Genomic DNA, 26,248 nt, shown 5'->3' with positions numbered 1-26,248 from the left:
GGATTAGTGCATGGACGGTGGCGCGGCGATTCTCGGACAGGTTGCCTTCTGGGGGCTCTACGCGGGGTGCATCTACATCCTGCTCGCGACGGGCCTCAACCTCATCTTCGGGGTGATGAAGGTCGTCAACTTCGCCCACGGCGAGTTCCTGATGCTCGGGACGTACCTCACGTTCTTCTTCTTCGTGCTGAGCGGGTTCAACCCCTACCTCCTCCTCTTCCTCTCCGTCCCCCTCCTCGTCGTGGTCGGGGTCGTCGTGGAGCGCCTCTGTTTCCGGCCGATACTCGGGACAGGGAAGCTGAACGAGATATTCATCAGCCTCGGGCTCATCTACGTCTTCCAGAACGCGGTCGCGGTTGTCTGGACGGACGAGTGGCGTTCCATGAAGAGCCCGTTCGCAGACCAGGCGGTAGGGCTCGGCCCGGTCGCGCTCCCCCTCGATTACGCAATCATCATCGCGGTGACCGCGCTCATCCTCGCCTGCCTCCACGTCTTCCTCCACAGGACTGCCACGGGGAAGGCCATCCGCGCGTCCAGCCAGAACCGGAGGGGAGCGATGCTGATGGGGATCAACGTGGAGAGGCTCGACATGCTCACCTTCGGGATAGGTGCGGGCCTCGCGGGGGCCGCGGGGACCCTCTGGGCCGTGAGCGGGCAGGTCTTCAACCCCTACATGGGGTCCGTGCCGGCCATCAAGGCGTTCGCGATCATCATACTGGGGGGCCTCGGGAGCATCCCGGGAGCTATCGTGGGGGGACTCGCGATCGGGATGGTCGAGAACTTCACGGCCTACTTCCTCGGCGGGTCGTGGAAGGACGCGATTTCTTTCGTCCTCCTCATCGTCGTCCTCGTCGTCCGGCCCACGGGACTCTTCGGGGAGGGCAGTGAATGATACCACGGCAGGTACTTGACCGGCGGAACCTCCTCCTGGCAGGGCTCCTCGCCCTCTCCCTCGCGCTCCCCCTCCTCTCCGGGCAGAATCACTACCTCCTCACACTCCTCGTCCTGCTCCTCGTCTTCATCATTTACTCCTCGGCCTGGAACTTCCTCACTTTCTCTGGCCAGGGATCGCTCGGGCACGCGGCGTTCCTCGGGATAGGGGGGTACACCGCTTCCCTTTCGGTCGTGCGGCTCGGGGTCCCCCCGCTCCCCGCGCTCTTCCTCGGGGGGTTGTTCTCCGCGGTCGTGGGGACGCTGATCGGGCTCACGTGCGTGCGCCTCCGCGAGTGGTTCCTCGCGATGGTGACGTTTGGGTTCGCGGTGATCATCCAGACACTCGTCGTGAGCCAGCTTGCACCCCTCACGGGCGGCTGGGACGGGTACGCGGTCCCGAAGATCGTGCCGTCCACGGTCCCCGGCAGTCTCCTCGTCGAGTACTATTTCGTCCTCTCGGTCACTGTCGCCGTGCTCGTCCTCTTCGCACTCATCCTGCGGTCCCGCGTCGGCCTCGCGCTCGCAGCGATCAGGGAGAACGAGGTCGAGGCCCGCGCGGCAGGGATCGACCCTGTCCCCTTCAAGCTCTTCGCGTTCGCCCTCAGTGCATTCGTGAGCGGGATCGCCGGGGGGCTCGAGATCTTCCACTTCGGGTACATCACGCCGGAGATCTTCGGGATAGAGCTCTCCTTCTGGCCGGTCATCTACTCCATCACCGGGGGACTCGGGACGCTCTCCGGGCCGGTCGTCGGGACGATCGTGGTCACCATCCTCTGGGACGGGCTCGGCATGTTCGGCCTCTCGTACGCGCGGTTCGTCATCATCGGTATCCTCCTCGTCCTCACCATCATATTCCTCCCCAGGGGGCTCGTCTCGCTCCCCAGCGCGCTCGGGAAAAGGGCGAGGACGGGGAAGTGACCGGCTCCGGGGATCGGGCCGCCGCGTGCCGGAAAGGAGGGAAAAACGGTAAAATGGATCGCGGGGCGAGCGCCGGGACCCCACCCGGGGACTTGCGCGCGGGAATATCCCGGGGAGGGGGAGACCGGTTCAGATGCCGAGGTATGCCTCTCGGATCCGGTCGTCGTGGAGGAGTTCCGCGGAATTCCCCGCGCGCGTGATCCTCCCCGCCTCCATCACGTACGCCCTGTGGGTTATCTCGAGCGCCCTCCTCACGTTCTGCTCGACGAGGAGGATGGTGATCCCTTCCTCGTTGAGGTGGCGGATCGCCTCGAGGACGGCATGGACGAGCTTAGGGGAGAGGCCGAGCGACGGTTCGTCGAGGACGATCGCCCGGGGATCCGACATCAGGCACCGCGCGATCGCGAGCATCTGCTGCTCCCCGCCGGAGAGTGTCCCGGCCTCCTGGTTCTCCCGCTCGGCGAGGCGGGGGAATAGTCCAAGGACGTGCTCCTCCTTGTCCCTCATCCCCTCCCTTCCCTTCCTCCCCGTGGCGAATGCACCGAGCTCGAGGTTCTCCCTCACGGTCATGCGGGGGAAGAGCTCCCTCCTCTCGGGGACGAGGGAGAGTCCCCTGCGCACGATCTCGTAGGTCGGCAGACCCGTGATGTCCTCCCCGTCAAAGACGATCCTCCCCTTCAACGGGGGAACGAGCCCGAAGATGGCAGAGACGAGGGTGGATTTCCCCGCGCCGTTCGAGCCTATGAGGGTGACCATCTCGCCCTCGTCGACGTGGAAGGAGACGTCCCAGAGGACCTGGAGGCTGGAGTAGGAGACGGAGAGGTCTTCTACCTTGAGTATCGGGGGCATTTTCCTCTTCCACTCCCGGGGAGCAGTCGTGTCAGAAATGGTAGCGCTCCCCGAGATAAGAATCTATGACCTTCTCGTCCGCGACGACTTCCTCGGGTGCCCCCTCCGCGATCTTCTCCCCGTGGTCGAGCACGACGATGCGGTCAGAGACCCCCATGATGATCCGCATCACGTGTTCTATCATCAGGATGGTGAGGCCACCGGCCCGCAGCTTCCGGATGAGGGCGATGGCTTCCTTCCCCTCCTGCGGCGTGAGCCCTGTCGTCAGCTCGTCGAGGAGGAGGAGGCGGGGGTGGGATGCGAGAGCACGGGCGAGCTGGGTGCGGCGGAGCTCGAAGGTATTGAGGCTGTTGATGGGGCTGTCGACCTTCTCCATGGGGAACCCGACGGTCCTTAAGCACTCCTCTGCCTCTTCTGACGCCTGCCGGACCGATATCCTCCGGCCGTTCCCGTAGAGGGCCGCGATCATCACTCCCTCGCGCGCGGTGAGCCCCGGGAAGGAACGCGGGTGCTGGAAAGTCTTCGCGATACCCCTCTTGCAGACCGCGTCGAGGGACAGTCGGGTGATGTCCTCCCCCCGGAAGGAGATCCCCCCGGCGTCCGGCCGGTAGATGCCCGAGATCACCTTCAGGAGAGTCGTCTTGCCCGCGCCGTTCGGGCCGACGAGTCCGAGGATCTCGCCCTCATCGATGGAGAGGCTCACGTTTTTGACCGCGATGAGGCCCCCGAAAGACTTGGTCACTCCATTGACGACCAGCATCCCATGCACCCTGCTATCAAATAGCATGATATATGTTAACATACAGCATATTAAACATAACCTTTGGAGATGGTGGAATTGAGATGGAAACTCTCTCTCGCGGTCCTCCTCCTCGTCGTCCTCTCGCTCGCAGCGGGCTGCGCACAGCAGGGAACGCGCACGAACGAGACCCTCAAGATCGGTGTCGTCGCGTCGATGACGGGCCCGGCGAGCACGACGGGAAAGGACATCTGGCAGTCGGCGGTCATCGCGGCCGAGGAGATCAACGCGAAGGGTGGCGTCTACGTGAAGGATCTCGGGACCCGCGTCCCCATCGAGCTCGTCCTCGGCGACGACGAGTCGACGCGGGAAGGGGGCCAGAAGGCCGTGTCCCGCCTGATCACGCAGGACGGTGTCCACGTCCTCGTGGGCGGTTTCTCGAGTGCGGTCGTCTCCGCGCACCAGGCAATCGTCGCCGAGCACGGCATCCCGTACATCATCACGGGTGCATCGACCCCCGCGGTCACACGCCGCACGGACATCGACACGCGCACGATGTTCCACTACTGCCCGACCACCGACGACTACGGGGAACAGACGACGCTCTTCGCGTACGATGTCATCCGCCCGGCGATCAACGAGCGGTTCGGTTTCCCTGACTCCCGGCCGCTCCGCATGGCGCTCGTCATCCAGGACAGCCCCTACGGGAAGGGCGTCCAGAAGGCGGTGAAGGACACGATCGAGAAGCGGGGACTCCGCATCGAGATCGTGGCCGAGGAGACCTACAAGATGGGCGAGACCGACTTCAGGACGCCGCTCTCGTCCGTGAAGGCAGCCGGTCCCGACGTCGTGTACCCTGCCGCGTTCCTCAACGAGCAGATCCCGATGGTGACGCAGGCGAGGAGGGATGTCGGGCTCGACACCATCTTCCTCGCGGTGGAATGCAACGACGACCCGGACTACTACGCGGGGCTCGGGAAGTACGGGGAGTATTCCGTCATTGAGACGCGGTTCAGCCCCTACGCGATCCCGAGGGGACCCGTGGCAGACGACATGGTTGCCTTCCGCGAGAACTTCCACAAGCGCTGGGGGTCGTATCCCGGCATGATGGGAGCATCGACGTACGAGGGGATCTACATCGCTGCGCGGGCAGTGGAAGAGGCGGGGACGCGGGACAAGGCCGCGGTGACGCGGGCGCTCTCGAGCCTCGAGATGCCCCAGCTCGTCGAGGCGATGCAGGGCGGCGTGATACGGTTCACACCGGACGCGCGGGAGGCGAAATTCGAGCTATTCTTCGAGCAGCTCGTCTGGGACGAGAAGGCGGGCGCGCTCAGGCCGAGGATCGTCTGGCCGGCCCACATGAAGGAGACCGACTTCGTCCTCCCCGACTGGTACGTGCCGGGCCAGGCAGCCTCGCCGTGACCCCGCGGCCCTTCCCGGGAAAACGCGGTTGCTACGGGCGGGGGACCCCGTCCCCCTCCCCCTTCCTCCGGTAGAGGTGGCGGGGGATGAGGATCTCGAACCGGGCGCCCTTCCCGTACTCTCCTGTCTCCCGTATACGGATACCATAGACCGCGAGGATACCGCGGGCAAGGTAGAGTCCGAGTCCGAGGTTCTTCCCTACCCCCTGCTCGAAGATGATCTCCTTCTGGTCGGTGGGGATGCCTATCCCGTCGTCCTCGTACACGAGGACTCCCCCCTCGCCGGTCTCGTGGAACGAGAGGGTGATGCGGCTCACCCTCTCCCCGTGGCTGAGGGAATTGTCTATCAGCGTCGAGAATATCTTTCCGAGGAGCCGGTCAGAGTAGAGGAGGAGGTCGTCGAAGAGGACCTCTGCCTTCACGCCGGGGAGGCCCATCCCCCGCGCGACGTCGAGGAACATCTCCCTCACGTCGATCCACGCCATGGACGCGGGCGATGCCTCGAGCTCGTACTCCCTCATGAACCCTAGCTGGTTCTCGATCGTCTTCGCGGCGACCCTTATCCTGTCCAGGAACTCCTGGCCGGGGGAACCCGGCGGGATGTACTCCCCGGCGAGGTCTGCAAACCCCCGTACAACGGTGACCTGGTTGAGGACGTCGTGCCGCGTGATGCCTGCGAGGAGCGTGAGCTTCGCATTCGCGAGCCTCTCGTTCTCCCTCGCGGCGTGCTCCGCTGCCGCGCGCTCTTCGAGGGCTTCCAGCATCCCGTCGATACTCCGGGAGAGCGACGCGATCTCGTCGTCGCCCGAAAGACCGGTCCTCTCCCGGAAATCCCTGTTCTCCGCGATATCCCTCACCCTCCCCTCGAGCTTTACGATCCTCGCGAGGACGTTGCGGTCGAGGAAGAGGATGGCGGAAAGCCCCGTGACACCCGCCGTGAGGATGACGAGGGTCATGAACAGGACGATGCCGTTTCTCGCGACTTGGTACGCACTCCTCTGGAGGGTGATCTCCCCGACGTACACGACGTCCCCCTTGACATCCCTGAGGGGTACCTCGACGACCATGACCTCGCCGGGGTCCGGGAAGTGGACAGAGAAGGGGACCGCCCCCCCTGGTGCTCCCTCGCGCGCGGATACATCTTCGTCCTGACCGTATCTCCTGATCGCGACCTGCGCGGTCATGAGGGACGCGTAGTGGGAGATGGCATTCGCGTCGAGGTACCTCCCGGCGAGGATGTAGCCTGCCGCGTACCCTGCGCGGTCATTCGGGAGGACCGGGCCTACCGCGACGAGAAGGGGGTCGCCGCCCGTCGCGAGTACCCCGGAGACGGGGGGGACGTCGCCGGCAGGGCTCCCCGGGCTGCCACCGGGATACACGGGAAGCTCCTCGAGTTCCCGCGGGATGGGGAGCAGGTATCCTTCAGACGTGGAGTACCCCTTCCCGTAAACGAGCGTGCCGTTTGCGTCGTAGAAGAGCATGAGGTCGATACGGAGGGCGGTGAACGTCTCGTTCGCAAGGTTATCCTCGATGTAGGCCTCGTTCTCCCCCCTCACGAAAGAGTAGGTGTCGTCCCATTTCCCCCAGTCCTCGCAAGTCCCGCGGAGAGCTGCAAGGTCGTTCTCCAGTATCCTCGTGAACTGGAGTGCCGCATTCTTCGCGTCTCTCCCCTCGATCTCCCTCACCGCCGGGGAGAGTGCTGCCTGAGTGGCAATGGCAGCGATGAGCACGAATGCGACCGTGACCACCGCGAGGGCGAGGAGGACTCCCGTGCGGACTCTCATGTCGAGGGGTCATCTCCCTGTGCGTTGCGGAGTTGTGTCATCGATTCAGGTATGGGTTGGCACTCCGCCCACATCAAATGCGGCGGTCCGTGCCGCAGTTCCCATCCGGCCCCCACAGGGCGATTCACGCGAGGAGCGAGTGGGCGAGGAGGACCCCGAGCCCGACGAGGACGAGTCCCATGACGACGCGGACCGCCCGCCTGTGTTCGACCCTCCACCGGTCGAGTGTCTCTGTCTGGACGCCGAGGGTAACTCCAGCGAGGATCAGGACGAGCGGGAGGACGAATGACGCGTTGTAGACGAGGAGGAGGGGGATTCCCTCCGCGATTGTCATCCTGTCGGCGATGAGGGAGAGGATCGCGAGGTAAATTCCGCCCGTGCAGGGGAGCTCGAACATCCCCACGAGGATACCGAGGACGAGGGAGGCAGGGACAGATGCCTTCCCGATGTATTCCCCGATGACGCCCTTCCGGGACTCGGGGATCGCGAGGCCCGGCACCCTCCCGCCCGTGAGCCCTTCATAGAGGGATGCGGCACCGATGAAGAAGGCGATCCCTGCCGCGAGGATCCCTATCGCCCTCGATATCCCGGCACTCTGCACGACGTAGAAGAGGCCGAGGCCCGAGAGGAAGTAGAAGACAAAGACGCTCCCGATGAAGCAGATCCCCGCGAGGACCATCCTCTTCCTCGATCCCGCGCACGAGAGGCCGACGAGGAGGAGGATGAGGACAGAGAACGCGCAAGGGTTGATCCCGTCGGCGAGGCCCGCGACGATGACAACGGGGATCGTCAGCTCACCTGCCGAGAGGTTCACCGGCCAGGACACCACGGGGTGCGCGAGAGGGGATGTGAAGGATCCCTCCTGTTCCCGGACTGCGTCTTCGAGCCCCGTGGTGATCTCCTCGTAGCCGACGAGGAAACGGTCACCGACGAAGACCGCCGGGACAGGGATCGACCCCGTCGCGTAGGCCTCCTTGTAGACCGCGAAGAGCTTCCAGTACTCGAAATTCTCCTTTATGTCGAGGAGGTGGATCTCGAGCTCAGGGTGCCTGCCCGCCCATTCCTGGACGAAGGGCAGTGTCCTCATGCAGTCGCCGCAGTGCGGGTTGTAGAACATCACGACGACCGGGCCGTTCTCCGAGAACCTGTGGTCCGGGCCGAGGGGGATTGCACCGCCCCCCTCCATGGCGGGATCCTCGGTGGCGTATGTCGCTTGTACGAGGACGGACGCGAGGAGGATGAAGAGGAGGATGGCCTTTCCGTCGCTTCTGTCTGGCTTCACGCCGCGTATCTCCTGTTTGCCCGGACGCGGGGGATATACCGGGTAATCCTTGGAACTCTTTCCTCCGTGGAGTTATAGCACTTTCCCAAGGGCGACCGCGAGAATCACGCGCTCCCGGCCAGCGGGCGGGTCCCCCGGGCTTACCCTCCCCCCGCGGGCGGGAACAGGGCGACGAGGTCCCCTTCCCCGAGGGGGGTCGTAAGGCCACCGATGAAGTGGATGTTCCTCCCGTTCCGCAGGATGTTCACGTACTCCTTGAGGTCCCCGTTGCTGTCGAAGAGTTCGGCCGCGAGTCCCGGGGCACGTTTCACGAGCAGGTCGAGGAGGTCGCGGACGGTCGATCCCTCGCGGAGTTCGACCTCCGTCTCCGCGGGGACGTACTGCCGCAGGACGGCAAAGGATTTCACGCGGACCCTCACGCGCACGATCCCCCCCTCGCGCACCTCGGGCAGAGCGGGTCCCCCGAGACGGGAATCACCTCTGCCTCTCCCGCGAGGCCGTCCCAGACCAGCATCCGCCCGGCCAGCGGTCTCCCCATTCCGGTCACGATCTTTATCGCCTCGGTCACCTGGATGCTCCCGATCGCCCCGACGGTGACACCGATGACCGGGACCTCCTCGCGGGGGGGCGGGTGGGGCACGATGCAGTGGAGGCAGGGGGAGGTTCCCGGGAGGATGGACGAGACCTGCCCGTAGAAACCGTTCACCGCTCCGTGGACGAGGGGGATCCCGTTTTCGAACGCGGCATCGTCGAGGATGTAACGGGCATCGTAGTTGTCCATCGCGTCGACGACGATGTCGATCCCCCGCACGAGGGAGCCTACTGTCCCCTCCTCGACCCTCGTCCTGACCGGCTCGACAGAGACGAACGGGCTGATCTCCCGCAGCCTGCGTGCGGCAGCCTCCACCTTCGGCAGGCCCCGGTCAGCCGCGGTGTAGAGGACCTGCCTGTTGAGGTTGTGGCGTTCCACGACGTCGCTGTCCACGAGGCGGATCTTCCCGAAACCCGCGTAGGCACACATGAGGGCACACACCGTCCCGAGTCCCCCCGCGCCCGCGATCAGCACGGCGGTGCCCCTGATCTTCTCCTGGCCCTCCTCCCCGATGAGCGGGATCTGCCGCAGGTACCTCTCCCTCTCGACGAGGGAGAGGGGTGCCGCGTGCGTCATTCTCCCGCTTTTCCCCCCGTCCATCCGGAAGTTCCCTCCCGTGCCTGTTTTCGTCATCCCCGCGTCACGCGAGCCCGAGCTCCTCCAGTTTCTGCCGGGTCGGAACCCCGTCCTTGTCCCAGCCGCGGAGGGCGTAGTACTCGTCCAGCAGCGGCTGGCGCTGCCACACCCTCCCCTTCGGTGCCCCCTCCCGGAGGGGTTCGTTCAGCAGCCGCGCGGGGAGCGTGTCGTCTTCCTTCGTGTAGCCGGCCTTCAGGTTGAAGAGCCGCTGGAGGTTCCAGATCCTCTCCCCGATCTGGACGAACGCCTCCGCCGAGAGCGGCATCCCCGTCGCCGCGGCGACGAGGTCGGCGTAATCGCCTGCGTCGAGTGCAAAGGAGGAGAAGAGGCACATGCCGGACGCGTCGATCGCCGCGGTGAGGTCCTGGAAGGTCTTTGTCCACTGGGCCTTCCCCTCGTTCGTGAAGGGGTCGAGCTTCACGGGCGCACCGAGGACCTCGGGGGAGACCATGTAGCCGTAGACGTGGTCTGCGCCCCGGACAGACGTCGCGTACTCGAGGCCGTGTCCTTGGAGGCCGCGGGGATCGTACGCGGGGAGATCCTGCTTCTTCACGCTCATCGAGAGTTCCGGGTGCCCGTGCCTCGCGGCGAAGCGGTAGGACCCGTCGGAGAGTCCCGCGCCAAATCCCTTGCGGTACGCCATCTCGCATATCAGGTCGAGCAGGCCCTCCGTGGACCCAAACCGCGGTCCCTCGTTCAGGTACCCCTTCTCCCTCATCTCCATGGCGCACGCGATTGCAGTCGGCGTCCCGATCGCGTCGAGGCCGAGCTTGTTGCAGAGCCACGTCGCTTTCGTCGCGAACTCGAGGTCGTCGATGCCGAGGTCGGCCGTGAATGCCCAGAGCGGTTCGTATTCCGGTCCCTCGTGGACCTCGCCCCCGACCTCCGTGACCCGGCTGCACCGCACGATGCAGGCGTAGCACCCCTTGTTCTTCTTGAGGTACTTCTCGGCGAGGGCTTCCCCTGAGACCCTCTCGGCGTGCGGGAAGTGCCCCGACTGGAAATTCCTCGTCGGTAGGATCCCCGCCTCGTTGATGATGTTCACGAGGACCGCGGTCCCGTACTTCGTCAGGGCCTGGCATATGCCGTTCTTCTCGAGCTTCTCCCTCGCCCTCTCCTTGACGACGTTGAGGCGTTCCTCGTCGGCGACCCCGATCGGGAGGTCCCCGGTCGCGACGATCGCCTTCACGTTCTTCGCACCCATCACGGCGCCACCGCCCCCCCTCCCGGCGGCCCTGTCCATGTCGTTGACCACGCAGGCGAGCAGGCTGTGGTTTTCGCCCGCCGGGCCGATGCAGGCGACCTTCGCCTTCGTGTCACCGAGGTCCGAGAGGAGCATTTCCGTCGTCTCGTGCGTCGTCTTCCCCCAGTAGGGGGTCGCATCCCGGATCTCCGCCGAGCCCTCGTCGAGGTAGATGTAGCACGGCTTGTCCGCCTTCCCGTTCAGGATAACGGCATCGAACCCTGCCTTCTTGAGCTTCCACCCAAAGACACCCCCCGAGTTCGAGGACATGAGCGTGTCCGTCAGGGGGGACTTCGCGCTGATCTCGTACCGCGAGCCGAGCGGGATACCCGTCCCGGTCGTGGGACCCGCGGCAAGGACAAAGACATTCCCCGCCCCGAGGGGGTCATCGCGGGGGTTCACGCGGTCGGTCACCACCCGGGCGCCAAATCCCCTCCCGCCGAGGTACTTCTTCTTCCACTCTTCCGGTGTCGGCGTGACCTGTACCTTTTTCCTGTCCAGGTCGACGTCCGCGATCCGTCCGGCGTATGCGTCCATGGATTCACCATGCTACCTGTAGACGCACCGGTTCCATAAATGTATTCGAGAAATACGGCGAACGGGGGGTGGAGGGGGCGTAGCCCGGCAACACGGAGAATCACGGCTTTTCGGGGACGGTTGCACCACTGCGGGTGTTGTCGCGCGCGCAACTTATTTATGAGGACCGGGCGAACCGGTACCCCTATCGATCCCGGATGCACCTTGATCTCCCCCACGGCGCCATTTTATCCCCGATCCACCGGAATCACGATATCGCGCGGAACCGGCACTTTTCCCCAAGGAGGATTGGCGCCCTGCAATTCCCATTCCTAATGTTCTTCTCGCGGGAGGAGGGTGCGGTGCAGGTTGCCCTCGCGCGGTTCTTCCCCGCCGACAGGGCAATGGTGGGCCGGGGAATGCGGAGGTTGGAGCAAGATGGTTTCAAATCCATGGGGAACGCCCCGAGAAAATGCCGCGCAATGAATCTCTTCCCCGCGGACAGGGGGAGGGAGATGGGCGCCGGGATCCCCGGTATCGAGGCAGAATGGGAGGGGACCGCCTTTTCCGTCCCTTCCGCGGGCGAGCGAGGTTTCCCCGTAAATCGCCGCGGTTACCCCGCGCGGCAGGGCATGCACCCATGGGGAGAAGGGCGCGGGGGTGGGCACGACGGCGGGTGAGACCGCGGACGGGACCCGTCGCGCCTTCGACGAGGAGGTGACGAGGGGGGTGACCATCCTCCTCGGCGACCCGGAGGTCGCCGTCAGGAAGCTCGCCGGGCCGATGATCGTGGCCATGCTCCTCGTCGCGGTCTACAACCTCGCCGACGCCGTCTGGGTCTCGGGCCTCGGTTCCGATGCACTCGCCGGCGTCGGTTTCGTCACCCCCCTCTTCATGATCCTGATGGGCCTCTCCAACGGGCTCGGTGCAGGGGCGACCTCGGTCGTCGCGCGGTGCATCGGGGCGCGCGACAGGGAAGGGGCGGACAACGCGGCCAGCCACGCAATCCTCACGGCGTTCCTCGTCTCCGCCGTACTGACGGTCGTATTCGTCCTCTTCCTCCGCCCCATCGTGGTGTTCCTCGGGGCAGGGCCCGTGACCGATATCTCGGTGGAATACGGGCAGATCGTCTTTTTAGGCACGGTTTTCTTCCTCGTCGTCCAGATGGCCTACGCCGTCCTCAGGGCTGAAGGGGACACGAAGAGGACGATGCACGCGATCGCCATCTCGTCCGTCCTCAACATCGTCCTCGACCCGGTCCTCATCTACTGGGCCGGGCTCGGCGTCGCCGGTGCCGCGATCGCGACGGTCATCTCCATCGCATCTGTCCTCGTCGTGCTCGCCTACTGGTTCCTCGTGAAGCGGGACACGTTCGTCAACCTGAAGGTCAGGGGTTTCTCCCCGGACGTGCGGATATTCCGGTCCATCCTCGGCGTCGGAATCCCGGCGAGCATCGAGTACCTCCTCCTCTCGCTCATGTCCCTCTCGATCAACAGGATCCTCGTCGCGATCGCGGGCACCGACGCGGTCGCCGTCTACACCTCGGGGTGGAGGATCGTGATGTTCGCGATCGTCCCCCTGATAGGGATCGCGGTCTCGGTCATCGCCGTTGCCGGGGCGGCATACGGGGCAAGGGAGTTTGAGAAGATCCGGACCGTGCACAGGTACTCGATCCGCATCGGGATTGCAATCGGCCTCGTGACCGCCCTCCTCACCTACATGCTCGCCCCCCAGATCACCGCGCTCTTCACGTACTCGCCCGGGAGCGCACACCTCTCCCCGGATTTCATCCTCTTCTTCCACACGATGTGCCTCTTTTACCCCTTCATCCCGCTGGGGATGTTCTCTGCCGCCGTATTCCAGGGGACCGGGCACGGCGTCACTTCCCTCGTCATCAGCCTCCTGCGGACGATTGCCTTCATCGTCCTCTTCGCGTACACGCTCGGGCTCGTCCTCAGCCTCGGTGAACTCGGGGTCTACCTCGGGATCGTCGCCGGGAACATCACCGGCGGGCTCGTCGGGTACCTCTGGGCAGGGGTATTCATCGGGCGGCTGGTGCGGACGGGATGATGCAGACCGCGGTCCCCGGGCTGCTGCAAGGACGAGTCCCCAGAATGTGGTCACGCTGCTGACGGGCAATACCCGGGACGGTCACGCGGTTCCCACCGGTCCCACGGGTGCCCGGCCCCGCGTCACGCCCCCTCCGTGCTTCCGTCACCCGGATTTGCCCCCCTCCCGGACATTCCCACGGGAGAGGGAGAAGTAGATCCCGGCCGCGCAGAGGACCGCAAACAGCGTGAATGCGACCTTGATGCTCGCGAGGAGCTGCGCGTGCACGTCGGGAGTCACCTGTACCCGGCCGATAACCACCGCGAAGATGACCATGGTGATGCCGAGGGAGAGCATCATCCCGACCTGCCGGGCGGTTGCAACGGTCGCCGACGCGATCCCGAGGAATTCCCGTCCCACGGAGCTCATGACAGCGTTGGTGTTGGGCGAAGAGAAGAGTGCAAACCCTACACCGAGGACGACGAGGGCAGACACGAGGAAGGGGATGGGGGTCTCTTCTGAAAGGAGGGAGAGCAGGGCGAGGCCAACCACGGTCACGCCCATCCCCGCGGACGCGATCACGCCGGGTTCCACGCGGTCTGAGAGCCGGCCGGCCGCGGGGGAGAATGCCGCCTGCACGACCGGCTGCGCCGCGAGGATGATCCCCGCGGTCTGCGGGTCCAGACCCCTCACGTACTGCAGGTAGAGGGCGAGGAGGAAGCTGGTCGCGAAGGTGGCTGAGTAATTGATCATGGTCGCGATGCTCGAGAACGAGAAGACACGGTTGCTCAGGAAAAGGTCGATCCTGATGATCGGGCTCTCCGTTCGCCTCTCCCAGAGGACGAACGCCGCACCGAGGGGGATGCACAACGCGGTGATGGCAAAGCCCGGTGTCTCGGGGAGGAGAGAGAGCCCGTAGATGAGGCAGAGGAGCGAGAACCCGTACAGGATAGACCCGGCGAGGTCGAACCTCTCCGGGAAGGGTTCGGTCCACTCGTGGCCGTTCTTCAGGAGGAGGAGGATGATCGCCACCGATACCGGGATTACCGCGAGGAAAGTGCTCCGCCACCCGAAATTCCACGTGAGGATCCCCCCGAGGACCGGCCCGAGCGAGAGCCCGGTGTACGTGGCCGCGACGCTCAGCCCGAGCACCATCCCCCTCTTCCCCGGGGGATAGACCGCCGTGAGCGCGGCGACCGCGGTCGAATAGACCATGGCATTCCCTATCCCCTGCAGCACCCGGAGGCCGATGAGCATGGGGGTGGATGAGGACAGCGCGCAGAGGAGGGACGAGAGGGTGAAGATGACGATGCCGGGGAAGAAGACCCGCCGCATGCCGTGGATGTCGGCGAGCCTGCCCACGGGGATGAGGATGATGGCCGATGCGAGGATGTAGGAGGTGGGGATCCACCCGAGGAGCACCGCGTCCGCGCCGAATTCAGAGCCGATGTCAGGGATGGCGATGTTGACGGACGATATCATGAAGGGCGTGAGGAACGACGTGAGTACCGCGATGAGGAGGATGGCCCGCCTCTCCGCAGTATCCTTTCCGTGATCCTCTCTCCTACTCATGAATAGCCTTCCCTGCCTGTCGATGTCTCCACGGTCACCGGTAATTACAGCATCGTCGTCGTCCAACCAAAAATATTCCCAAGGGAAAATCAGGGGGAGGAAGGGACGGTTCAGAATGCCGGACGGTTCGTCCCGCGAAAAGTCCCGTTATTCCGGCTCGTCCCTGAAAAGACCCCTCGTCCGGAGGCATATCTCCACGAGCAGGAGCATCACGGGCACCTCGATGAGAACCCCCACGACTGTCGCGAGCGCTGCCCCGGAGGAGAGGCCGAAGAGAACCGTCGCCGTGGCGATGGCGACCTCGAAGTGGTTCGATGCCCCGATCATCGCGGCCGGTGCAGCATCGCGGTAGGGAAGCGTCAGCCAGCGGGCGAGGGCAAAGTACCCGAGCGAGAAGATGCACATGGTCTGGATGAAGAGGGGGATTGCAATCCAGAGTATGGTGAGCGGGTTCTCGACGATGACGTTCCCCTTGAAGGTAAAGAGGAGGACAAGTGTCCCGAGGAGTGCAACTATCGCGACCGGCGTGAGCAGGTGGAGGAACTTCGTCTCGAACCACGCCATTCCCTTCCGCCGGATGATCCACTTCCTCGTAAAGTACCCGGCGAGGAGGGGGAGACCGACGTACATGGCAACGGAGAGGAGTATTGTCTCCCACGGGATCGGCATCGCGTTCACGCCGAGGAGGAATCCGCCGAGCGGGGCGTAGAGAACGAGCATTGTGATCGAGTTGATTGCAACCATCACGAGGGTGAGGCCGTCATTTCCCCGCGCGAGGTAGCTCCACACGAGGACCATCGCGGTGCACGGCGCGATGCCAAGCAGGATACACCCCGCGACGTAACTCCTCCAGAGATCGACCGTACTCCCGTCTGCGAGCACCTCAGTCCCGGGTATGAGGGAGACGAATATGGAACCAAGGAACAACGTCGCGATGAAGTACATCGTGAATGGCTTTATCGCCCAATTGATGAAGAGGGTCATTGCCACGGGCTTGGGGGTACGGGCGGCCTTGACTACCTCGGCAAAGTCGATCTTCACCATGATGGGGTACATCATGAAGAAGAGGGCTATTGCGATAGGGATGGAGACGTGGTAGACAGAAAATGAATCGAGTGCCACTGCAACACCGGGAGCAACCGCACCAAGACCGATCCCTGCGAGGATGCAGAGCGCGACCCACACCGTGAGATACTTCTCAAAGGTACCCAACCTTCGTTCCCTTGCTTTTTCTAAGTCCATAATTACCACAACACACTCTTCACTCTCATGGCGGGAACTCTCTCTACCATGTGGATTCCTGCCGGCGGTATGCCGGGAGATTGTTCTTGCCCTCGTCCCATGCGCATTCCACGTCGTTAACGGGATTGACACGCGGCAATGGCTACGGAGACGGCCGGGACTCTCTCTCCCTCCTTATAATTCTCCTTGCCCCCTCCACGCCGCATCAACGACCTTCTCGATCTCCTCCTCGGCCGGAATGAGCTCTTTCGTCTTCTTGATCCCTAGGTCCGTCACGACGATGTGCTGGTCGGCGCGGATACCCTGCATCTCGAGCACCTTGCGGGCACATGCCACCGGGCAGCCGTCGAGGACGACGATCGCCTCCCCCTGCGCGAGCTTCTCCATGACGGGTGGCGCGCGGAAGGGAACTCCCGCGATGCACACCATGATGCCAAAACCTTCCTGTGCCAGCCGGACCGCCGCGTGGTTCGCGATCTGCCCGGTACTCGAACCCCCGGAGCACGTGAAGAGGACCCTCTTCTTCCCGCCCTCTGCAATGCCCGGTCCACCGCAGACGCATTTCGTTTCTCCTTCCATCGTCTCACTCATCCCTTCAATATCTCCTTCAGTTCTTTCACATCGGCAACGCGGCCGGAGACCTTCAGTTCGCCGTCGACGATCAGTGCCGGGGTGAGCATGACCCCCCTCTCCATGATCGCGGCGATGTCCTCCACCTTCTGGATCTCTGCGTCGATCCCAAGTTCTGCGACTGCCTGTTCGACGTTCTTTGCGAGCCTCCTGCACTTCATGCACCCTGTACCAAGGACTTCGATCTTCATGGTCTCCCCCTCCTTTCATACTCGCGGCAGAGTGCCTCCCTGTACTTCTCCTCCGCTGAGGCGGGAACGTAATTGTAAATTTTCACCCTCTTTACGAGTGCGTCGGCGATTGCGTCTCGCGATGAGAGCTGTAGCCCCCTCACCTCGTCGATGATCTCGTCGAGCATCGCAAGCCCCACTGTGATCCCCCCGACATCGACCTGCCGGATCCGCCGCAGGGCTTCCGCCGCGCAACACGGTTTTTCCGTCTCTCTCATTTCAGCTCTCACCTCACCACATGAACAGCCCGTAGACAAAACCTGCAAGTGCCGAAATAAAAATCACAAGGACAGCGTAGGTGGCCGTTTTTCTCACCCCCATGACCCGCGAGAGGACGAGGAGCGAGGGGAGGCTGACACTCGGTCCCGAGAGGAGGAGGGAGAGCGCCGGTCCCCCCGCCATCACCCCACCCGTGTATCCAAACGTCGTCCCGATGATGGGGACCTCAAGGAGCGTCGGCATGTAGAGGATCGTCCCCACGATGGCGGCAAGGAGCGTGGAAGAGACCGAGTTGTCCCCGAAGAACGGCCGGAATGTCTCTGGAGGGAGGAAGTAGGCGAGCATCCCGAGGGAGAACGTCCCTGCGATCAGGATGGGGAAGATCTTCCTCGCCAGATCCCACGTCTCGTATCCCCACTCGGTGACCTCGTCCCGCCCGAAGAAGTAGATGAGGAGGCACGCGACCGCGAGGGTCATGGCGTAGATAACCGGGAACTTGACCGTCCAGTCCGCCTTCGCCGTCGCGGTGACGAGGATTCCCACGAGCAGGACGAAGAAGAGGGGGACCGCCCACGCGGGCCGTCCTGCCTTCTCGCCGGCCGGAACGGAAGGCATGGCCTTCAGCCTCTCCCTCGTCTCGTCGTCGTGGGAGCGGAAAGACGCGGCCATGACGAGCCCGATGACGATGGACATCGCGACGGCGAAGACCGCGCGCGCGATGCCGAGGTCAAGGCCGAGCACCTTTGCCGTGTAGACGATGGCGAGGACGTTGATGGCCGGACCGGCGTAGAGGAACGTGGTCGCCGGCCCGATACCGCTCCCCCGCTTGTAGAGGCCCGCGAACATGGGGAGGATCGTGCACGAGCAGACCGCGAGGATCGTCCCCGAGACCGATGCGAGCCCGTAGGCGACCGTTTTCGGCGCGTCGGGGCTGAAGTACTTCAGGATGGCCTCCTTCCTGACGAAGGTGGCAATCGCCCCCGCGATGAAGAACGCGGGCACGAGGCACGTGACGACGTGCTCCTGCAGGTACTCGGCGAGCGTCTCCCAGCCGAGGGAGACCGGACCGGCGATGGCGTCAATCATTCCAATCCCCCACCCGGTATTCCACCTCTCCCGCAGCCCCCGTGGAACGCGTGCACGGTGACCGTCGCGGGCAGAAATGCCCCGTGGGACACGTTGCCGGCCTCACCAATCCACCTTCAATTTCAAATATATTTGAAATAATGGAGGTGAACCCACATCAATCTGACGGATCCGGGCCCTTGGCCCGAAAAAGCTCTTTCGTCCCGCGGGTCATCGCGCCCGGTATCCGGATCTCGCGCCCCTCCCGCATGCGGACTCCTCCCACATTCCGCAGGCCCTGCAGGGGCTCCTCCCGCGACGTGGGACAGGACTCTCCGCGGGGGCAGAAAAGCTCAGAACCCGGCGATTCCAGGCGCCATCCCAACGGGGATCAGTCCGGCCGGTAGAACAGCCTGCAGTGGCAGTTCCCCTCGTCCCTTATCTCGTCCGCGTGGTAGATGCAGGGGCACTCGATATCCCTGTCTTTCTCGGGGTCGCCACTGCGCAACCGGCACGGGCAGTAGGGCCTGCCGAATTTCTTGCAATTGCGGGAAAGTCCCCTGATGACGATGTCGAGGGCCTTCTTGTCCGGGTTGAGGATCCAGCCCTTCTGCCTCGCGTACGAAGATGCCCACGAGCGGATCTTCTCCTCGATCGCATCGGTTCCTTCCGATGGATCGCAGGGGACGCATCCTTCATTCTTCTCCGTCTCGAAACACCTCGGTCGCCGTTGGGAACGTGGGCTGGCAGGACACCTGCCAGTCAACCAATAGTAGGAGATACCTCACCCATTATAGTATCTCCGGTTTTCCCGCCGGTATCGCGTGCCGAAAGGGACCAAAAGAGAGGCCCTTTTTCCCGGGCGAAGGGATTCAGATGGTAATCGAGGCCTCTTGCCACCATCGGTTCGGAATACCCGCACGCGCGCAACAATGATTATGCACCCGTCAGCCCTTGCCTTGCTCCCGCGAGAGCGGCATATTCCATGTCCCCGGGGGGCGAAAGGTACTCCCAAGCGCAAACTCTCGCGGGTTTTCGGATCGGGGAATCGACCGGGGGAAAAAGTCCGCGAATGGGAAAATGCAATGGTATTTTGTGACCCGGGTCACCCGCAAAAGACGCTTGGGGGAATACCGCGGAGAGAATACAGGGCTTCTCCCTCTCTCCCGGTGGTGACGCGGTCATGACGAGAGTCCCACCGGGACAAAATGGTGTACCGGACAGTTCCCAATGGCATAGCGTATCAACGAGGCTGACAAAACCTTCCCCGACCCGACCCGGGCCCTGCCTTGAAAGACCGCGAGCTATTTTAACCTCCCCTCGTGGCCTGGGATAAACGGGTTGATTTGCGGGTTCTTTGTGCTGTGCTATCCCGTGGGACCTGCTATCCCACCCGGATGACACGACCCCACACGTTTATCCGGCTCCCGTGCTTTACAGTAACCAATGAAAAGAATTTATGCCTGCACCTCCCTCCTGCTCATTCTCTGCACACTGGGATTTTTGTCGGGGTGCACAACGATGACCGCGGGAAACCATGCAACAACGGACGAAGAGGAAATCTGGGCACTCGAGAACGAGTACTTCTCCAGCCTCTACAGGGCAGACTACGATGGGGTTCTCTCGCTCCTCGACAGCAGGTTCCTCGGGTGGCCTGATGGACGTGACACGCCCGTCGATTACAACATGAGCGCCCGTTTCATGAGGAATCTCGTGACAAGCCCTGTCCCCTGTACCCTCGTCATAGACCGGAAGGGGATCCGGATTTCGGGGGATACAGCACTCACCCAGTATACCCTCAATGTCACGTGGAGTAGCATTGATGGGACACCCGTCGGGAAATCCTCGGCGATTACCCACACGTGGATAAGGGAGGGGGGCAGGTGGAGGCTCCTTGGGGGGATGAGCAGGGACGTCCCGGCCCCGGAGTAACCCGGGAACGGGAACACGGTTTTGACACGCGCCCTTTTTCCAGGCGTATGGGGGGGGGTTCCTGCGAGGAAAGGTGCGTCCTGCCACGGTGAAAGCCCGTTCGATCACCAATTTCACCCCCCGGCTGCGCAAATCCCCGCGCCCGTCCCCGGCGGTCGGTTCACGAACCCGGCACGGTCCGCGTTTCCATGGTCCAAGGCAGGTCGCCTTGGAATCCCCCGGAAATTGCCCCCCGGTGAATCCCTGCCCTGGCGGAGAAATGAATATTGCATGATCCTCGGGGAGATAACTGCGCACCAAGTGAATATCACGGGTGCAATTTCCAAGGAAAAGAAGTTCCGGGATGCGCCGACCGGGACTCGAACCCGGGTTTAGGCGTTGGCAACGCCTAGTGATAACCACTACACTATCGGCGCAAGTGCTCACATCAATATGGTGTGGATGCTATTAAGGCTATCGCGTTCGGCCCCCGCAGAAAAGTGCGCCGATTGGTTCCATTCGCGCCCGGAAATGCCCGCCGGAGGACCGGGCGGATTTGCCCCCCGAACCCAACATCTTAATGAAAAGATCGCGCCACACCTATACTGATGGTACCGCTCCTCGTGGATTTTACGGGGAAAAAAGTCGCGATATTCGGGGGAGGTGAGGTCGGCGCCCGGAAAGCAGCTTTTTTTTCTCCCGAGGCGAGGGTCGTCGTGTACTCGCGTTCGTTCTCTCCCGCGCTCTTGGAACTCCCGGTGGAGAGGGTCGAAACCGATCTCGGCACGCTCACCGATGAATCCCTGTACTCCCTCCTCGAGGGCGCGTTCTGTGCCGTCGCCGCGACTCCCGATCCCGTCCTCAACAACAGGATCGGGGATGCCTGCAGGAGGAAAAACGTCCTCTTCAACAACGCGGAGGGGGAGACGGGGGATATCCTCGTCCCGTCCGTCGTGAGGGGCAAAAATTTCGTCCTCGCGGTGAGTACTGCCGGTTCGAGCCCCGCGATATCCCGGTTCATCAGGGAACACCTCGAGGAGACGTTCCCCCACCTCGACCGGATGGTAGAGCTCCAGGAACGCCTAAGGAAGTACCTGCGGGAATTCGTGCCCGATCCTTCTGCCCGCAGGGAGATCCTCTGGAAAGTCCTGAAGGATCCGGACGTCTGGAATGCCATCCCCCGCGGGGAGGCGTACACATGGTCGCTGATTGCAGTGAGGTACCTGGATTGACTGGTCGCGGGGACAGCGCGCTGCACGTCCCCGTCGCTGTCGCCGGGATAAGCCACCACACGGCGACGGCCGACATCCTCGAGAAGATGCGCTTTCCCGACGAGAGGGTATTCTTCGAGAGGGCAAGGGGACTGTTCGCCGGCGTCGTCCTCCTCCAGACCTGCAACAGGGTCGAGGTCATCGTCCACGGCGACGCGGGGGCACTCTCCTCGTTCCTCGACGAGGCCGGCTGGAAGGGCTATTACCTCTACTCCGGCACGCAAGCCCTCCGCCACCTCCTCGAGCTTGCGTGCGGGATGGACTCGATGATCGTCGGGGAAGACCAGATCCTCGGCCAGTTGAAAACGGCGCTCCACAAGGCGATGGAGGCGGGGTGCGCGGGACCTGTCCTTGAGCTCTGCATCCACAAGGCCGTGCACGTGGGGACGGAGGCACGCCGCAGGACGCAGATCAACCGCGGCGCGGTCTCGGTCGGTTCGGCCGCAGTCCAGCTCGCGGAGGAGAGGCTCGGTACCCTCGAGGGGAAACACATCCTCGTGATCGGGTCCGGCGAGATGGGACAGCTCGTGGCGAGAGCTCTCGCCGCCAAGAACCTGACCGCCATCTACGTCGCGAACCGCACGTACGCCCGCGCGGAGCGGCTGGCGGAGAAGGTGGGGGGGAGGGCGATACGGTTCGACGAGCTCTCCCACTACATGACCCTCTCTGACGTCGTGATCTCGTGCACGTCCGCGCCGCACCCTGTCATCCACTGCGACCAGCTCGAGCGGGTCATGGCAGCACGCTGCTGGCCGAACGAGGATGGGCCCAGACCCCTCGTCATCATCGACATCGCGCAGCCGCGGGACGTGGAGGAAGACGCGGGGAAGATCCGCGGCGTCTCGCTCTTCACGATCGACGACCTCCGCGAGATCAACGAGAGGACGATGGACTCGAGGCGGTCCGAGGCACGGAAAGTGAGAGAGCTCATCGAGGAAGAGCTCGTACGCTTCGTGAAATTGCTGAACAGCAGGTCCGCTGACGAGGTCATCGCCGCGCTCCACACGTGGGCCGAGGAGATCCGCCTCCGCGAGAGGGACAGGGCCCTCTCCCGGATCGGCCGTGCCGACGAGAGGACGCGCGAGATCATCGACGACCTCTCGAGGGTCCTCGCGAGGAAACTCCTCTCGGACATGACGGCTTCAATAAGGCTCTCCGCCGAAGGCGGGGACCTCGGGCTTGCGAGATCACTCGTCGCAGCAATCACAAGGGGTGAGAGACTTTGTTTCCCAAGAGAAGAATGAGGAGGCTCCGGTCCGGGATCATCCGGCCGCTCCTCTCCGAGACAGCGCTCCGGAAGCTCGACCTCGTCGCACCTGTCTTCTTCGACGAGACCACCCGGGAGAGGAAGGGCATCCCGTCGATGCCGGGGCAGTTCCGCTATCCCCTCGCCGAGGCGGCGGAGGTCGCGGGGGACCTTTGGGATGCCGGCATCCGGGCAGTCCTCCTCTTCGGCATCCCGGCCGTGAAGGACAGGAACGCGTCTTCCGCGTTCGCGCAGGACGGGGTCGTCCAGAGGGCCGTCAGGGCTATCAAGGACGCGGTCCCTGGGATCCTCGTCGCCACCGACGTGTGCGCGTGCGAGTACACCGACCACGGCCACTGCGGCATCGTGGGCGAAGGTCGGCACGGTCCTGACCTCCTCAACGACGCCTCCCTCGAGCTGATGAACAGGATCGCCCTCTCGCACGCGGAGAGCGGCGCGGACGTCGTCGCACCCTCGTGCATGCTGGACGGCGTCGTCCAGTCCGTGAGGTCGGCGCTCGACGGTGCGGGTTTCGCGGACGTCGCGATCATGTCCTACTCCACGAAATTCGCGAGTGCCCTCTACGGACCGTTCCGCGACGCGGCCGAGAGCGGCTGCCGGTTCGGTGATAGGTCAACGTACCAGGTCCCGCCCGGGAACTTCCGCGAGGCGATCCTCGAGTCAGTCCTCGACTTCGACGAGGGTGCAGACATCCTCATGGTGAAGCCCGCCGGGTATTACCTCGACGTCCTTGCTGCGGTACGGACACTCGGCATCCCGGTCGCCGCGTACCACGTCAGCGGGGAGTACGCGATGGTCAAGGCGGCCGCTGCTCGGGGGTGGATCAGAGAGAGGGACGTCGTCATCGAGACCCTCACGTGCTTGAAGAGGGCAGGGGCAGACCTCATCATCACCTACTATGCGAGGGACGTCGCGGGGTGGCTCGATGAGGAGCAGTGAGTACTTCGAGATGGCGCGGTCCCTCATCCCGGGCGGCGTGAGCAGCCCCGTCAGGGCGATCTCCCCCTACCCCTTCTACACCGCGAAGGCCTCGGGGTCGCGGCTCCGCACAGTGGACGGCAGGGACCTCATCGACTGCTGCATGGGGTACGGTCCCCTCCTCCTCGGCCACGCGCACCCCGAGGTCCGCGCCGCCATCGAGGCACAGCTCGCGGACGGGTGGCTGTACGGGACGCCCACGCCACTGGAAGTCGAATTCGCGAAGGTTCTCTGCCGCGACCACCCGGGCATGGACATGGTCAGGTTCGTCTCGAGCGGCTCGGAGGCGACGATGGCCGCGATACGCCTCGCGAGGGGATACACCGGGAAGAAGGACATCGTGAAGGTCGAGGGGGGATTCCACGGCGCCCACGACGCGGTCCTCGTGAAGGCGGGGTCCGGTGCGATGACGCTCGGGATCCCCGACTCCGCGGGTGTCCTCCCTGAGGTCGCGGCCCACACCCTCCAGGTCCCCTACAACGACGCGGAGGCACTCGAGACCCTCCTCTCCCGAAACGGCGACGTCGCCGCCTTCATCGTCGAGCCCGTGATGGGGAACGTGGGGCCGATCCTCCCGCAGGAAGGATACCTCCAAGAAGTGCGCAGGATCACGAGGGACCACGGTGTCCTCCTCGTCTTCGACGAGGTGATCACGGGGTACCGCGTGGGGATCGGGGGTGCGCAGAGACGGTGGGGCGTCGTCCCTGACATCACGACGCTCGGGAAGATCGTGGGGGGTGGCGTTCCCATCGGCGTGTTCGGGGGGAGGAGAGAGATCATGGAGATGGTCGCGCCGCAGGGCCCCGTGTACAATGCCGGGACGTTCTCAGGGAATCCCCTCTCCCTCGCCGCGGGGCTCGCGACGGTCCGGTGGATCCACAACCACCCCGGGATATACAGGGATCTCCGGGAGAAAATGGAGGCGATTCGCGATACCGTGGTCGACCTCGGCAAGGGGTCGTTCGTGTGCCTCGGTTCCATGTTCGCGCTCTTCTTCAGGGACAGGCCCCCGCGCGATTACCGGCAGGCAAAGGAGTGCGACACGAGGGCGTTTTGGCTCTTCTGGGAGAAGATGCTCGAGTCCGGGATCTTCCTCCCGCCCTCGCAGTTCGAGACGAACTTCCTCTCCGTGGCGCACAGCTGGGCGGACGTAGAGGCAATCTGCACGGCGTACAGGAGATGTCTCTCCGGATAGGGACCCGCGGGAGCGCGCTCGCTCTCGCCCAGGCGGAGAGGGTGATCGCGCGCCTCGCGGAACAGGGAGTCGAGGCCACGAGGGTCATCGTCCAGACGCTCGGCGACTCCGTCACGGGGGTTCCCCTCCACGAGATCGGGGGACAGGGCGTCTTTGTCCGCGCCCTCGACGATGCCATCCTCCGGGGCGATATCGACGCCGCGGTCCACAGCGCAAAGGACATCCCCGCGAAAAGGCCGGAAGGGCTTGTCACCTGCGCCGTCCTCGAACGCGACTCCCCCGCGGACTTCCTCGTCCACGAGGTCCCGCTCGAGGAGGTGAGGGTCGTGGGGACGTCGAGCACGCGGAGGAGGGCACAGCTCTTGAGGCACTACCCCCACCTCGAGATCCACCCGCTCCGCGGGAACGTGGATACCCGCCTGCGCAGGCTCCGCGAGGGGCGGTTCGACGCGGTCGTCCTCGCCGAGGCGGGTCTCCAGCGGCTGGGACTCACGCTCCCGGGGACGCGCCTCCCCCCCGAGGTCTTCGTCCCGTCGCCGAACCAGGGGACCGTCGCCGTCGTCTGCAGGGAGGGGGAGACCGCGGACGAGCTCGCGGCTATCCTCGACCACGCGCCCACCCGGAGGGACACCGCGGCCGAGCGGGTCGCAATGGAGGAGATCGGCGGGGGATGCTACACCCCGCTCGGGATATACTGCAGGGACGGCTACATGTACGCAGAGGTCCTCTCGCTCTCGGGGGACAGGGCAGCGCGGAGGGAGGGACCCTGCCCGGACGCGTCATCCGCCCACCTCCTCGCGCGGGACCTCCGGGCAGAGGCCGCGCAGCTCATCAGGGAAGCACACGAGAGGCTTGGGGTGAGAGAATGAAGGAAGGGAAGGTGTACCTCGTCGGCTCGGGGCCGGGGGGACTTGGACTGCTCACGGTCCGCGCAAAGCAGGTCATCGACGAGGCGGACGTGATCCTCCACGACCAACTCCCCGGGAGCGAGATCCTTGCCGCGCTCCCGGAGGGGGCAGAAAAGATAGACTGCGGGAAGTTCGGCGGGATGCACACGCTCGAGCAGCGCGAGATCGAGAGGATAATGGTCGAGCGGGCGCTCGAGGGGAAGAAGGTCGTCCGCCTCAAGGGTGGCGATCCCTTCCTCTTCGGGAGGGGGGGTGAGGAACTCGAGGTCCTGCGGGCGCACAACATCCCCGTCGAGGTCGTCCCGGGCGTGACGAGCGCGATCGCCGTCCCCGCTGCCGCGGGGATTCCCGTGACGCACAGGAAGTACGCGTCCTCGGTGACGATCCTCACGGGGCACGAGGACCCACGCAAGGAGGGTTCCGCGATAGACTGGGAGAGCCTCGCGCGGAACAGGGGAACTCTCGTCATCCTCATGGGCGTCCGCAACCTGCCGTGGATCGCGTCGACCCTCGTTGCACACGGCCGGGACCCGGAGACACCCGTCGCCGTCATCGAGAGGGGGATGCGGCCGGACATGAGGGTCACCACGGGGACGCTCGCGACGATCGGGGCGATCGCGGAGGAGCGCGGGGTGAGACCGCCGGCGGTCATCATCGCGGGGGAAGTCGTCAGGCTCTACCGGGAGGGCGATCCCCCCCTCGTCCTGCCGGAGACCCAGGCGGGGGATCCCGCGGGTGAATTCCTCCCCTGACCGCGCGATACAAGAGTTAATGCTCCTCCGTGGCGAAAAAAGGAGT

At 64.3% G+C, this 26,248-nt stretch carries 25 protein-coding genes and 1 tRNA gene; 11 read left to right on the top strand and 15 right to left on the bottom strand.

Annotated features, from left to right (window positions below; genetic code table 11):
- Positions 1-10: 10 nt before the first annotated feature.
- Positions 11-892, top strand: coding sequence for a branched-chain amino acid ABC transporter permease (locus QFX32_01040; GenBank protein MDI9632624.1), 882 nt, complete (start codon positions 11-13; stop codon positions 890-892).
- Entirely contained in the window at positions 889-1,851 is a 963-nt protein-coding gene (locus QFX32_01035) for a branched-chain amino acid ABC transporter permease (protein MDI9632623.1), read from the top strand. Before QFX32_01040 ends, QFX32_01035 begins: the two co-directional genes overlap by 4 nt.
- 129 nt (positions 1,852-1,980) lie before the next feature.
- Here the strand turns inward: QFX32_01035 and QFX32_01030 are convergent, their stop codons facing one another.
- Positions 1,981-2,700 carry an ABC transporter ATP-binding protein gene (locus QFX32_01030; GenBank protein ID MDI9632622.1) on the bottom strand — a complete coding sequence of 240 codons (720 nt, stop codon included), beginning with the start codon at positions 2,698-2,700 and terminating at the stop codon, positions 1,981-1,983.
- Positions 2,701-2,731: 31 nt separating this feature from the next.
- Entirely contained in the window at positions 2,732-3,460 is a 729-nt protein-coding gene (locus tag QFX32_01025) for an ABC transporter ATP-binding protein (protein MDI9632621.1), read from the bottom strand.
- A 69-nt stretch (positions 3,461-3,529) separates the two neighbouring features.
- Between QFX32_01025 and QFX32_01020 the strand changes: the two genes are divergently transcribed.
- Positions 3,530-4,861 (top strand): ABC transporter substrate-binding protein, encoded by a 1,332-nt coding sequence (locus QFX32_01020; protein ID MDI9632620.1) that lies wholly within the window; start codon positions 3,530-3,532, stop codon positions 4,859-4,861.
- A gap of 31 nt (positions 4,862-4,892) precedes the next feature.
- On the opposite strand, the gene QFX32_01015 is transcribed toward QFX32_01020, so the two are convergent.
- The 5 genes from QFX32_01015 to QFX32_00995 form a co-directional block, all read right to left on the bottom strand.
- Positions 4,893-6,644 carry a CHASE4 domain-containing protein gene (locus QFX32_01015; GenBank protein ID MDI9632619.1) on the bottom strand — a complete coding sequence of 584 codons (1,752 nt, stop codon included), beginning with the start codon at positions 6,642-6,644 and terminating at the stop codon, positions 4,893-4,895.
- Between the two features lie 124 nt (positions 6,645-6,768).
- Complete coding sequence (locus QFX32_01010) at positions 6,769-7,926, bottom strand: cytochrome c biogenesis protein CcdA (protein ID MDI9632618.1); 1,158 nt, start codon at positions 7,924-7,926, stop codon at positions 6,769-6,771.
- Positions 7,927-8,066: 140 nt separating this feature from the next.
- Positions 8,067-8,369: a MoaD family protein gene (locus QFX32_01005; GenBank protein ID MDI9632617.1), complete on the bottom strand. Its 303-nt coding sequence runs from the start codon at positions 8,367-8,369 to the stop codon at positions 8,067-8,069.
- Positions 8,342-9,118, bottom strand: coding sequence for a HesA/MoeB/ThiF family protein (locus tag QFX32_01000; GenBank protein MDI9632616.1), 777 nt, complete (start codon positions 9,116-9,118; stop codon positions 8,342-8,344). Before QFX32_01000 ends, QFX32_01005 begins: the two co-directional genes overlap by 28 nt.
- 40 nt (positions 9,119-9,158) lie before the next feature.
- Entirely contained in the window at positions 9,159-10,934 is a 1,776-nt protein-coding gene (locus QFX32_00995) for an aldehyde ferredoxin oxidoreductase family protein (GenBank protein MDI9632615.1), read from the bottom strand.
- Between the two features lie 639 nt (positions 10,935-11,573).
- Here QFX32_00995 and QFX32_00990 point away from each other — a divergent pair.
- The gene (locus QFX32_00990; protein ID MDI9632614.1) at positions 11,574-12,983 is read left to right on the top strand and encodes an MATE family efflux transporter; all 1,410 of its coding nucleotides are present in this window, start codon (positions 11,574-11,576) and stop codon (positions 12,981-12,983) included.
- Between the two features lie 144 nt (positions 12,984-13,127).
- On the opposite strand, the gene QFX32_00985 is transcribed toward QFX32_00990, so the two are convergent.
- The 7 genes from QFX32_00985 to QFX32_00955 form a co-directional block, all read right to left on the bottom strand.
- Positions 13,128-14,534: an MFS transporter gene (locus QFX32_00985; GenBank protein ID MDI9632613.1), complete on the bottom strand. Its 1,407-nt coding sequence runs from the start codon at positions 14,532-14,534 to the stop codon at positions 13,128-13,130.
- A 147-nt stretch (positions 14,535-14,681) separates the two neighbouring features.
- The gene (arsB, locus tag QFX32_00980; GenBank protein ID MDI9632612.1) at positions 14,682-15,746 is read right to left on the bottom strand and encodes an ACR3 family arsenite efflux transporter; all 1,065 of its coding nucleotides are present in this window, start codon (positions 15,744-15,746) and stop codon (positions 14,682-14,684) included.
- Positions 15,747-15,950: 204 nt separating this feature from the next.
- A complete protein-coding gene (locus QFX32_00975; protein MDI9632611.1) occupies positions 15,951-16,367 on the bottom strand; it encodes a putative zinc-binding protein in 417 nt (138 codons plus the stop codon).
- Complete coding sequence (locus QFX32_00970; GenBank protein MDI9632610.1) at positions 16,364-16,597, bottom strand: thioredoxin family protein; 234 nt, start codon at positions 16,595-16,597, stop codon at positions 16,364-16,366. The genes QFX32_00975 and QFX32_00970 overlap by 4 nt, the downstream gene beginning before the upstream one ends.
- Positions 16,594-16,854: a hypothetical protein gene (locus tag QFX32_00965; GenBank protein MDI9632609.1), complete on the bottom strand. Its 261-nt coding sequence runs from the start codon at positions 16,852-16,854 to the stop codon at positions 16,594-16,596. The genes QFX32_00970 and QFX32_00965 overlap by 4 nt, the downstream gene beginning before the upstream one ends.
- Before the next feature lie 13 nt (positions 16,855-16,867).
- Positions 16,868-17,941 (bottom strand): permease, encoded by a 1,074-nt coding sequence (locus QFX32_00960; GenBank protein ID MDI9632608.1) that lies wholly within the window; start codon positions 17,939-17,941, stop codon positions 16,868-16,870.
- Positions 17,942-18,311: 370 nt separating this feature from the next.
- Positions 18,312-18,575, bottom strand: coding sequence for a ferredoxin-thioredoxin reductase catalytic domain-containing protein (locus tag QFX32_00955; GenBank protein ID MDI9632607.1), 264 nt, complete (start codon positions 18,573-18,575; stop codon positions 18,312-18,314).
- Between the two features lie 866 nt (positions 18,576-19,441).
- Here QFX32_00955 and QFX32_00950 point away from each other — a divergent pair.
- The gene (locus tag QFX32_00950) at positions 19,442-19,852 is read left to right on the top strand and encodes a nuclear transport factor 2 family protein (GenBank protein MDI9632606.1); all 411 of its coding nucleotides are present in this window, start codon (positions 19,442-19,444) and stop codon (positions 19,850-19,852) included.
- Between the two features lie 344 nt (positions 19,853-20,196).
- On the opposite strand, the gene QFX32_00945 is transcribed toward QFX32_00950, so the two are convergent.
- Positions 20,197-20,268, bottom strand: a tRNA-Gly gene (locus tag QFX32_00945).
- A 171-nt stretch (positions 20,269-20,439) separates the two neighbouring features.
- Here QFX32_00945 and QFX32_00940 point away from each other — a divergent pair.
- From QFX32_00940 to cobA, 6 genes are read left to right on the top strand one after another with little or no spacing between them, the layout of a single operon-like run.
- Complete coding sequence (locus tag QFX32_00940; protein MDI9632605.1) at positions 20,440-21,063, top strand: bifunctional precorrin-2 dehydrogenase/sirohydrochlorin ferrochelatase; 624 nt, start codon at positions 20,440-20,442, stop codon at positions 21,061-21,063.
- Positions 21,030-22,346, top strand: coding sequence for a glutamyl-tRNA reductase (gene hemA, locus QFX32_00935; GenBank protein MDI9632604.1), 1,317 nt, complete (start codon positions 21,030-21,032; stop codon positions 22,344-22,346). The genes QFX32_00940 and hemA overlap by 34 nt, the downstream gene beginning before the upstream one ends.
- Positions 22,325-23,308, top strand: a complete 984-nt coding sequence (gene hemB, locus QFX32_00930; protein ID MDI9632603.1) for a porphobilinogen synthase — start codon at positions 22,325-22,327, stop codon at positions 23,306-23,308. Before hemA ends, hemB begins: the two co-directional genes overlap by 22 nt.
- Complete coding sequence (gene hemL / locus QFX32_00925; GenBank protein ID MDI9632602.1) at positions 23,295-24,542, top strand: glutamate-1-semialdehyde 2,1-aminomutase; 1,248 nt, start codon at positions 23,295-23,297, stop codon at positions 24,540-24,542. Before hemB ends, hemL begins: the two co-directional genes overlap by 14 nt.
- A complete protein-coding gene (gene hemC / locus QFX32_00920; GenBank protein ID MDI9632601.1) occupies positions 24,527-25,411 on the top strand; it encodes a hydroxymethylbilane synthase in 885 nt (294 codons plus the stop codon). The genes hemL and hemC overlap by 16 nt, the downstream gene beginning before the upstream one ends.
- Positions 25,408-26,202, top strand: coding sequence for a uroporphyrinogen-III C-methyltransferase (cobA, locus tag QFX32_00915; protein MDI9632600.1), 795 nt, complete (start codon positions 25,408-25,410; stop codon positions 26,200-26,202). Before hemC ends, cobA begins: the two co-directional genes overlap by 4 nt.
- Positions 26,203-26,248: the final 46 nt, after the last annotated feature.

The organism is Methanolinea sp. (genome assembly GCA_030055515.1).
Taxonomy (GTDB): Archaea; Halobacteriota; Methanomicrobia; order Methanomicrobiales; family Methanospirillaceae; genus Methanolinea_A.
The sequence above is the reverse complement of the archived record's forward strand: the minus strand, read 5'-3'. Positions and strand labels throughout refer to the sequence as shown.

What these genes read in the sequence shown, in the direction of transcription:
- QFX32_01040 (MDI9632624.1), top strand. Translation starts at nt 11, where the DNA reads ATGGACGGTGGCGCGGCGATTCTCGGACAGGTTGCCTTCTGGGGGCTC.
- QFX32_01035 (MDI9632623.1), top strand. Translation starts at nt 889, where the DNA reads ATGATACCACGGCAGGTACTTGACCGGCGGAACCTCCTCCTGGCAGGG.
- QFX32_01030 (MDI9632622.1), bottom strand. Translation starts at nt 2,700, where the DNA reads ATGCCCCCGATACTCAAGGTAGAAGACCTCTCCGTCTCCTACTCCAGC.
- QFX32_01025 (MDI9632621.1), bottom strand. Translation starts at nt 3,460, where the DNA reads ATGCTGGTCGTCAATGGAGTGACCAAGTCTTTCGGGGGCCTCATCGCG.
- QFX32_01020 (MDI9632620.1), top strand. Translation starts at nt 3,530, where the DNA reads ATGGTGGAATTGAGATGGAAACTCTCTCTCGCGGTCCTCCTCCTCGTC.
- QFX32_01015 (MDI9632619.1), bottom strand. Translation starts at nt 6,644, where the DNA reads ATGAGAGTCCGCACGGGAGTCCTCCTCGCCCTCGCGGTGGTCACGGTC.
- QFX32_01000 (MDI9632616.1), bottom strand. Translation starts at nt 9,118, where the DNA reads ATGGACGGGGGGAAAAGCGGGAGAATGACGCACGCGGCACCCCTCTCC.
- QFX32_00995 (MDI9632615.1), bottom strand. Translation starts at nt 10,934, where the DNA reads ATGGACGCATACGCCGGACGGATCGCGGACGTCGACCTGGACAGGAAA.
- QFX32_00985 (MDI9632613.1), bottom strand. Translation starts at nt 14,534, where the DNA reads ATGAGTAGGAGAGAGGATCACGGAAAGGATACTGCGGAGAGGCGGGCC.
- QFX32_00975 (MDI9632611.1), bottom strand. Translation starts at nt 16,367, where the DNA reads ATGAGTGAGACGATGGAAGGAGAAACGAAATGCGTCTGCGGTGGACCG.
- QFX32_00970 (MDI9632610.1), bottom strand. Translation starts at nt 16,597, where the DNA reads ATGAAGATCGAAGTCCTTGGTACAGGGTGCATGAAGTGCAGGAGGCTC.
- QFX32_00965 (MDI9632609.1), bottom strand. Translation starts at nt 16,854, where the DNA reads ATGAGAGAGACGGAAAAACCGTGTTGCGCGGCGGAAGCCCTGCGGCGG.
- QFX32_00960 (MDI9632608.1), bottom strand. Translation starts at nt 17,941, where the DNA reads ATGATTGACGCCATCGCCGGTCCGGTCTCCCTCGGCTGGGAGACGCTC.
- QFX32_00950 (MDI9632606.1), top strand. Translation starts at nt 19,442, where the DNA reads ATGACCGCGGGAAACCATGCAACAACGGACGAAGAGGAAATCTGGGCA.
- QFX32_00940 (MDI9632605.1), top strand. Translation starts at nt 20,440, where the DNA reads ATGGTACCGCTCCTCGTGGATTTTACGGGGAAAAAAGTCGCGATATTC.
- hemA (MDI9632604.1), top strand. Translation starts at nt 21,030, where the DNA reads ATGGTCGCTGATTGCAGTGAGGTACCTGGATTGACTGGTCGCGGGGAC.
- hemL (MDI9632602.1), top strand. Translation starts at nt 23,295, where the DNA reads ATGAGGAGCAGTGAGTACTTCGAGATGGCGCGGTCCCTCATCCCGGGC.
- hemC (MDI9632601.1), top strand. Translation starts at nt 24,527, where the DNA reads ATGTCTCTCCGGATAGGGACCCGCGGGAGCGCGCTCGCTCTCGCCCAG.
- cobA (MDI9632600.1), top strand. Translation starts at nt 25,408, where the DNA reads ATGAAGGAAGGGAAGGTGTACCTCGTCGGCTCGGGGCCGGGGGGACTT.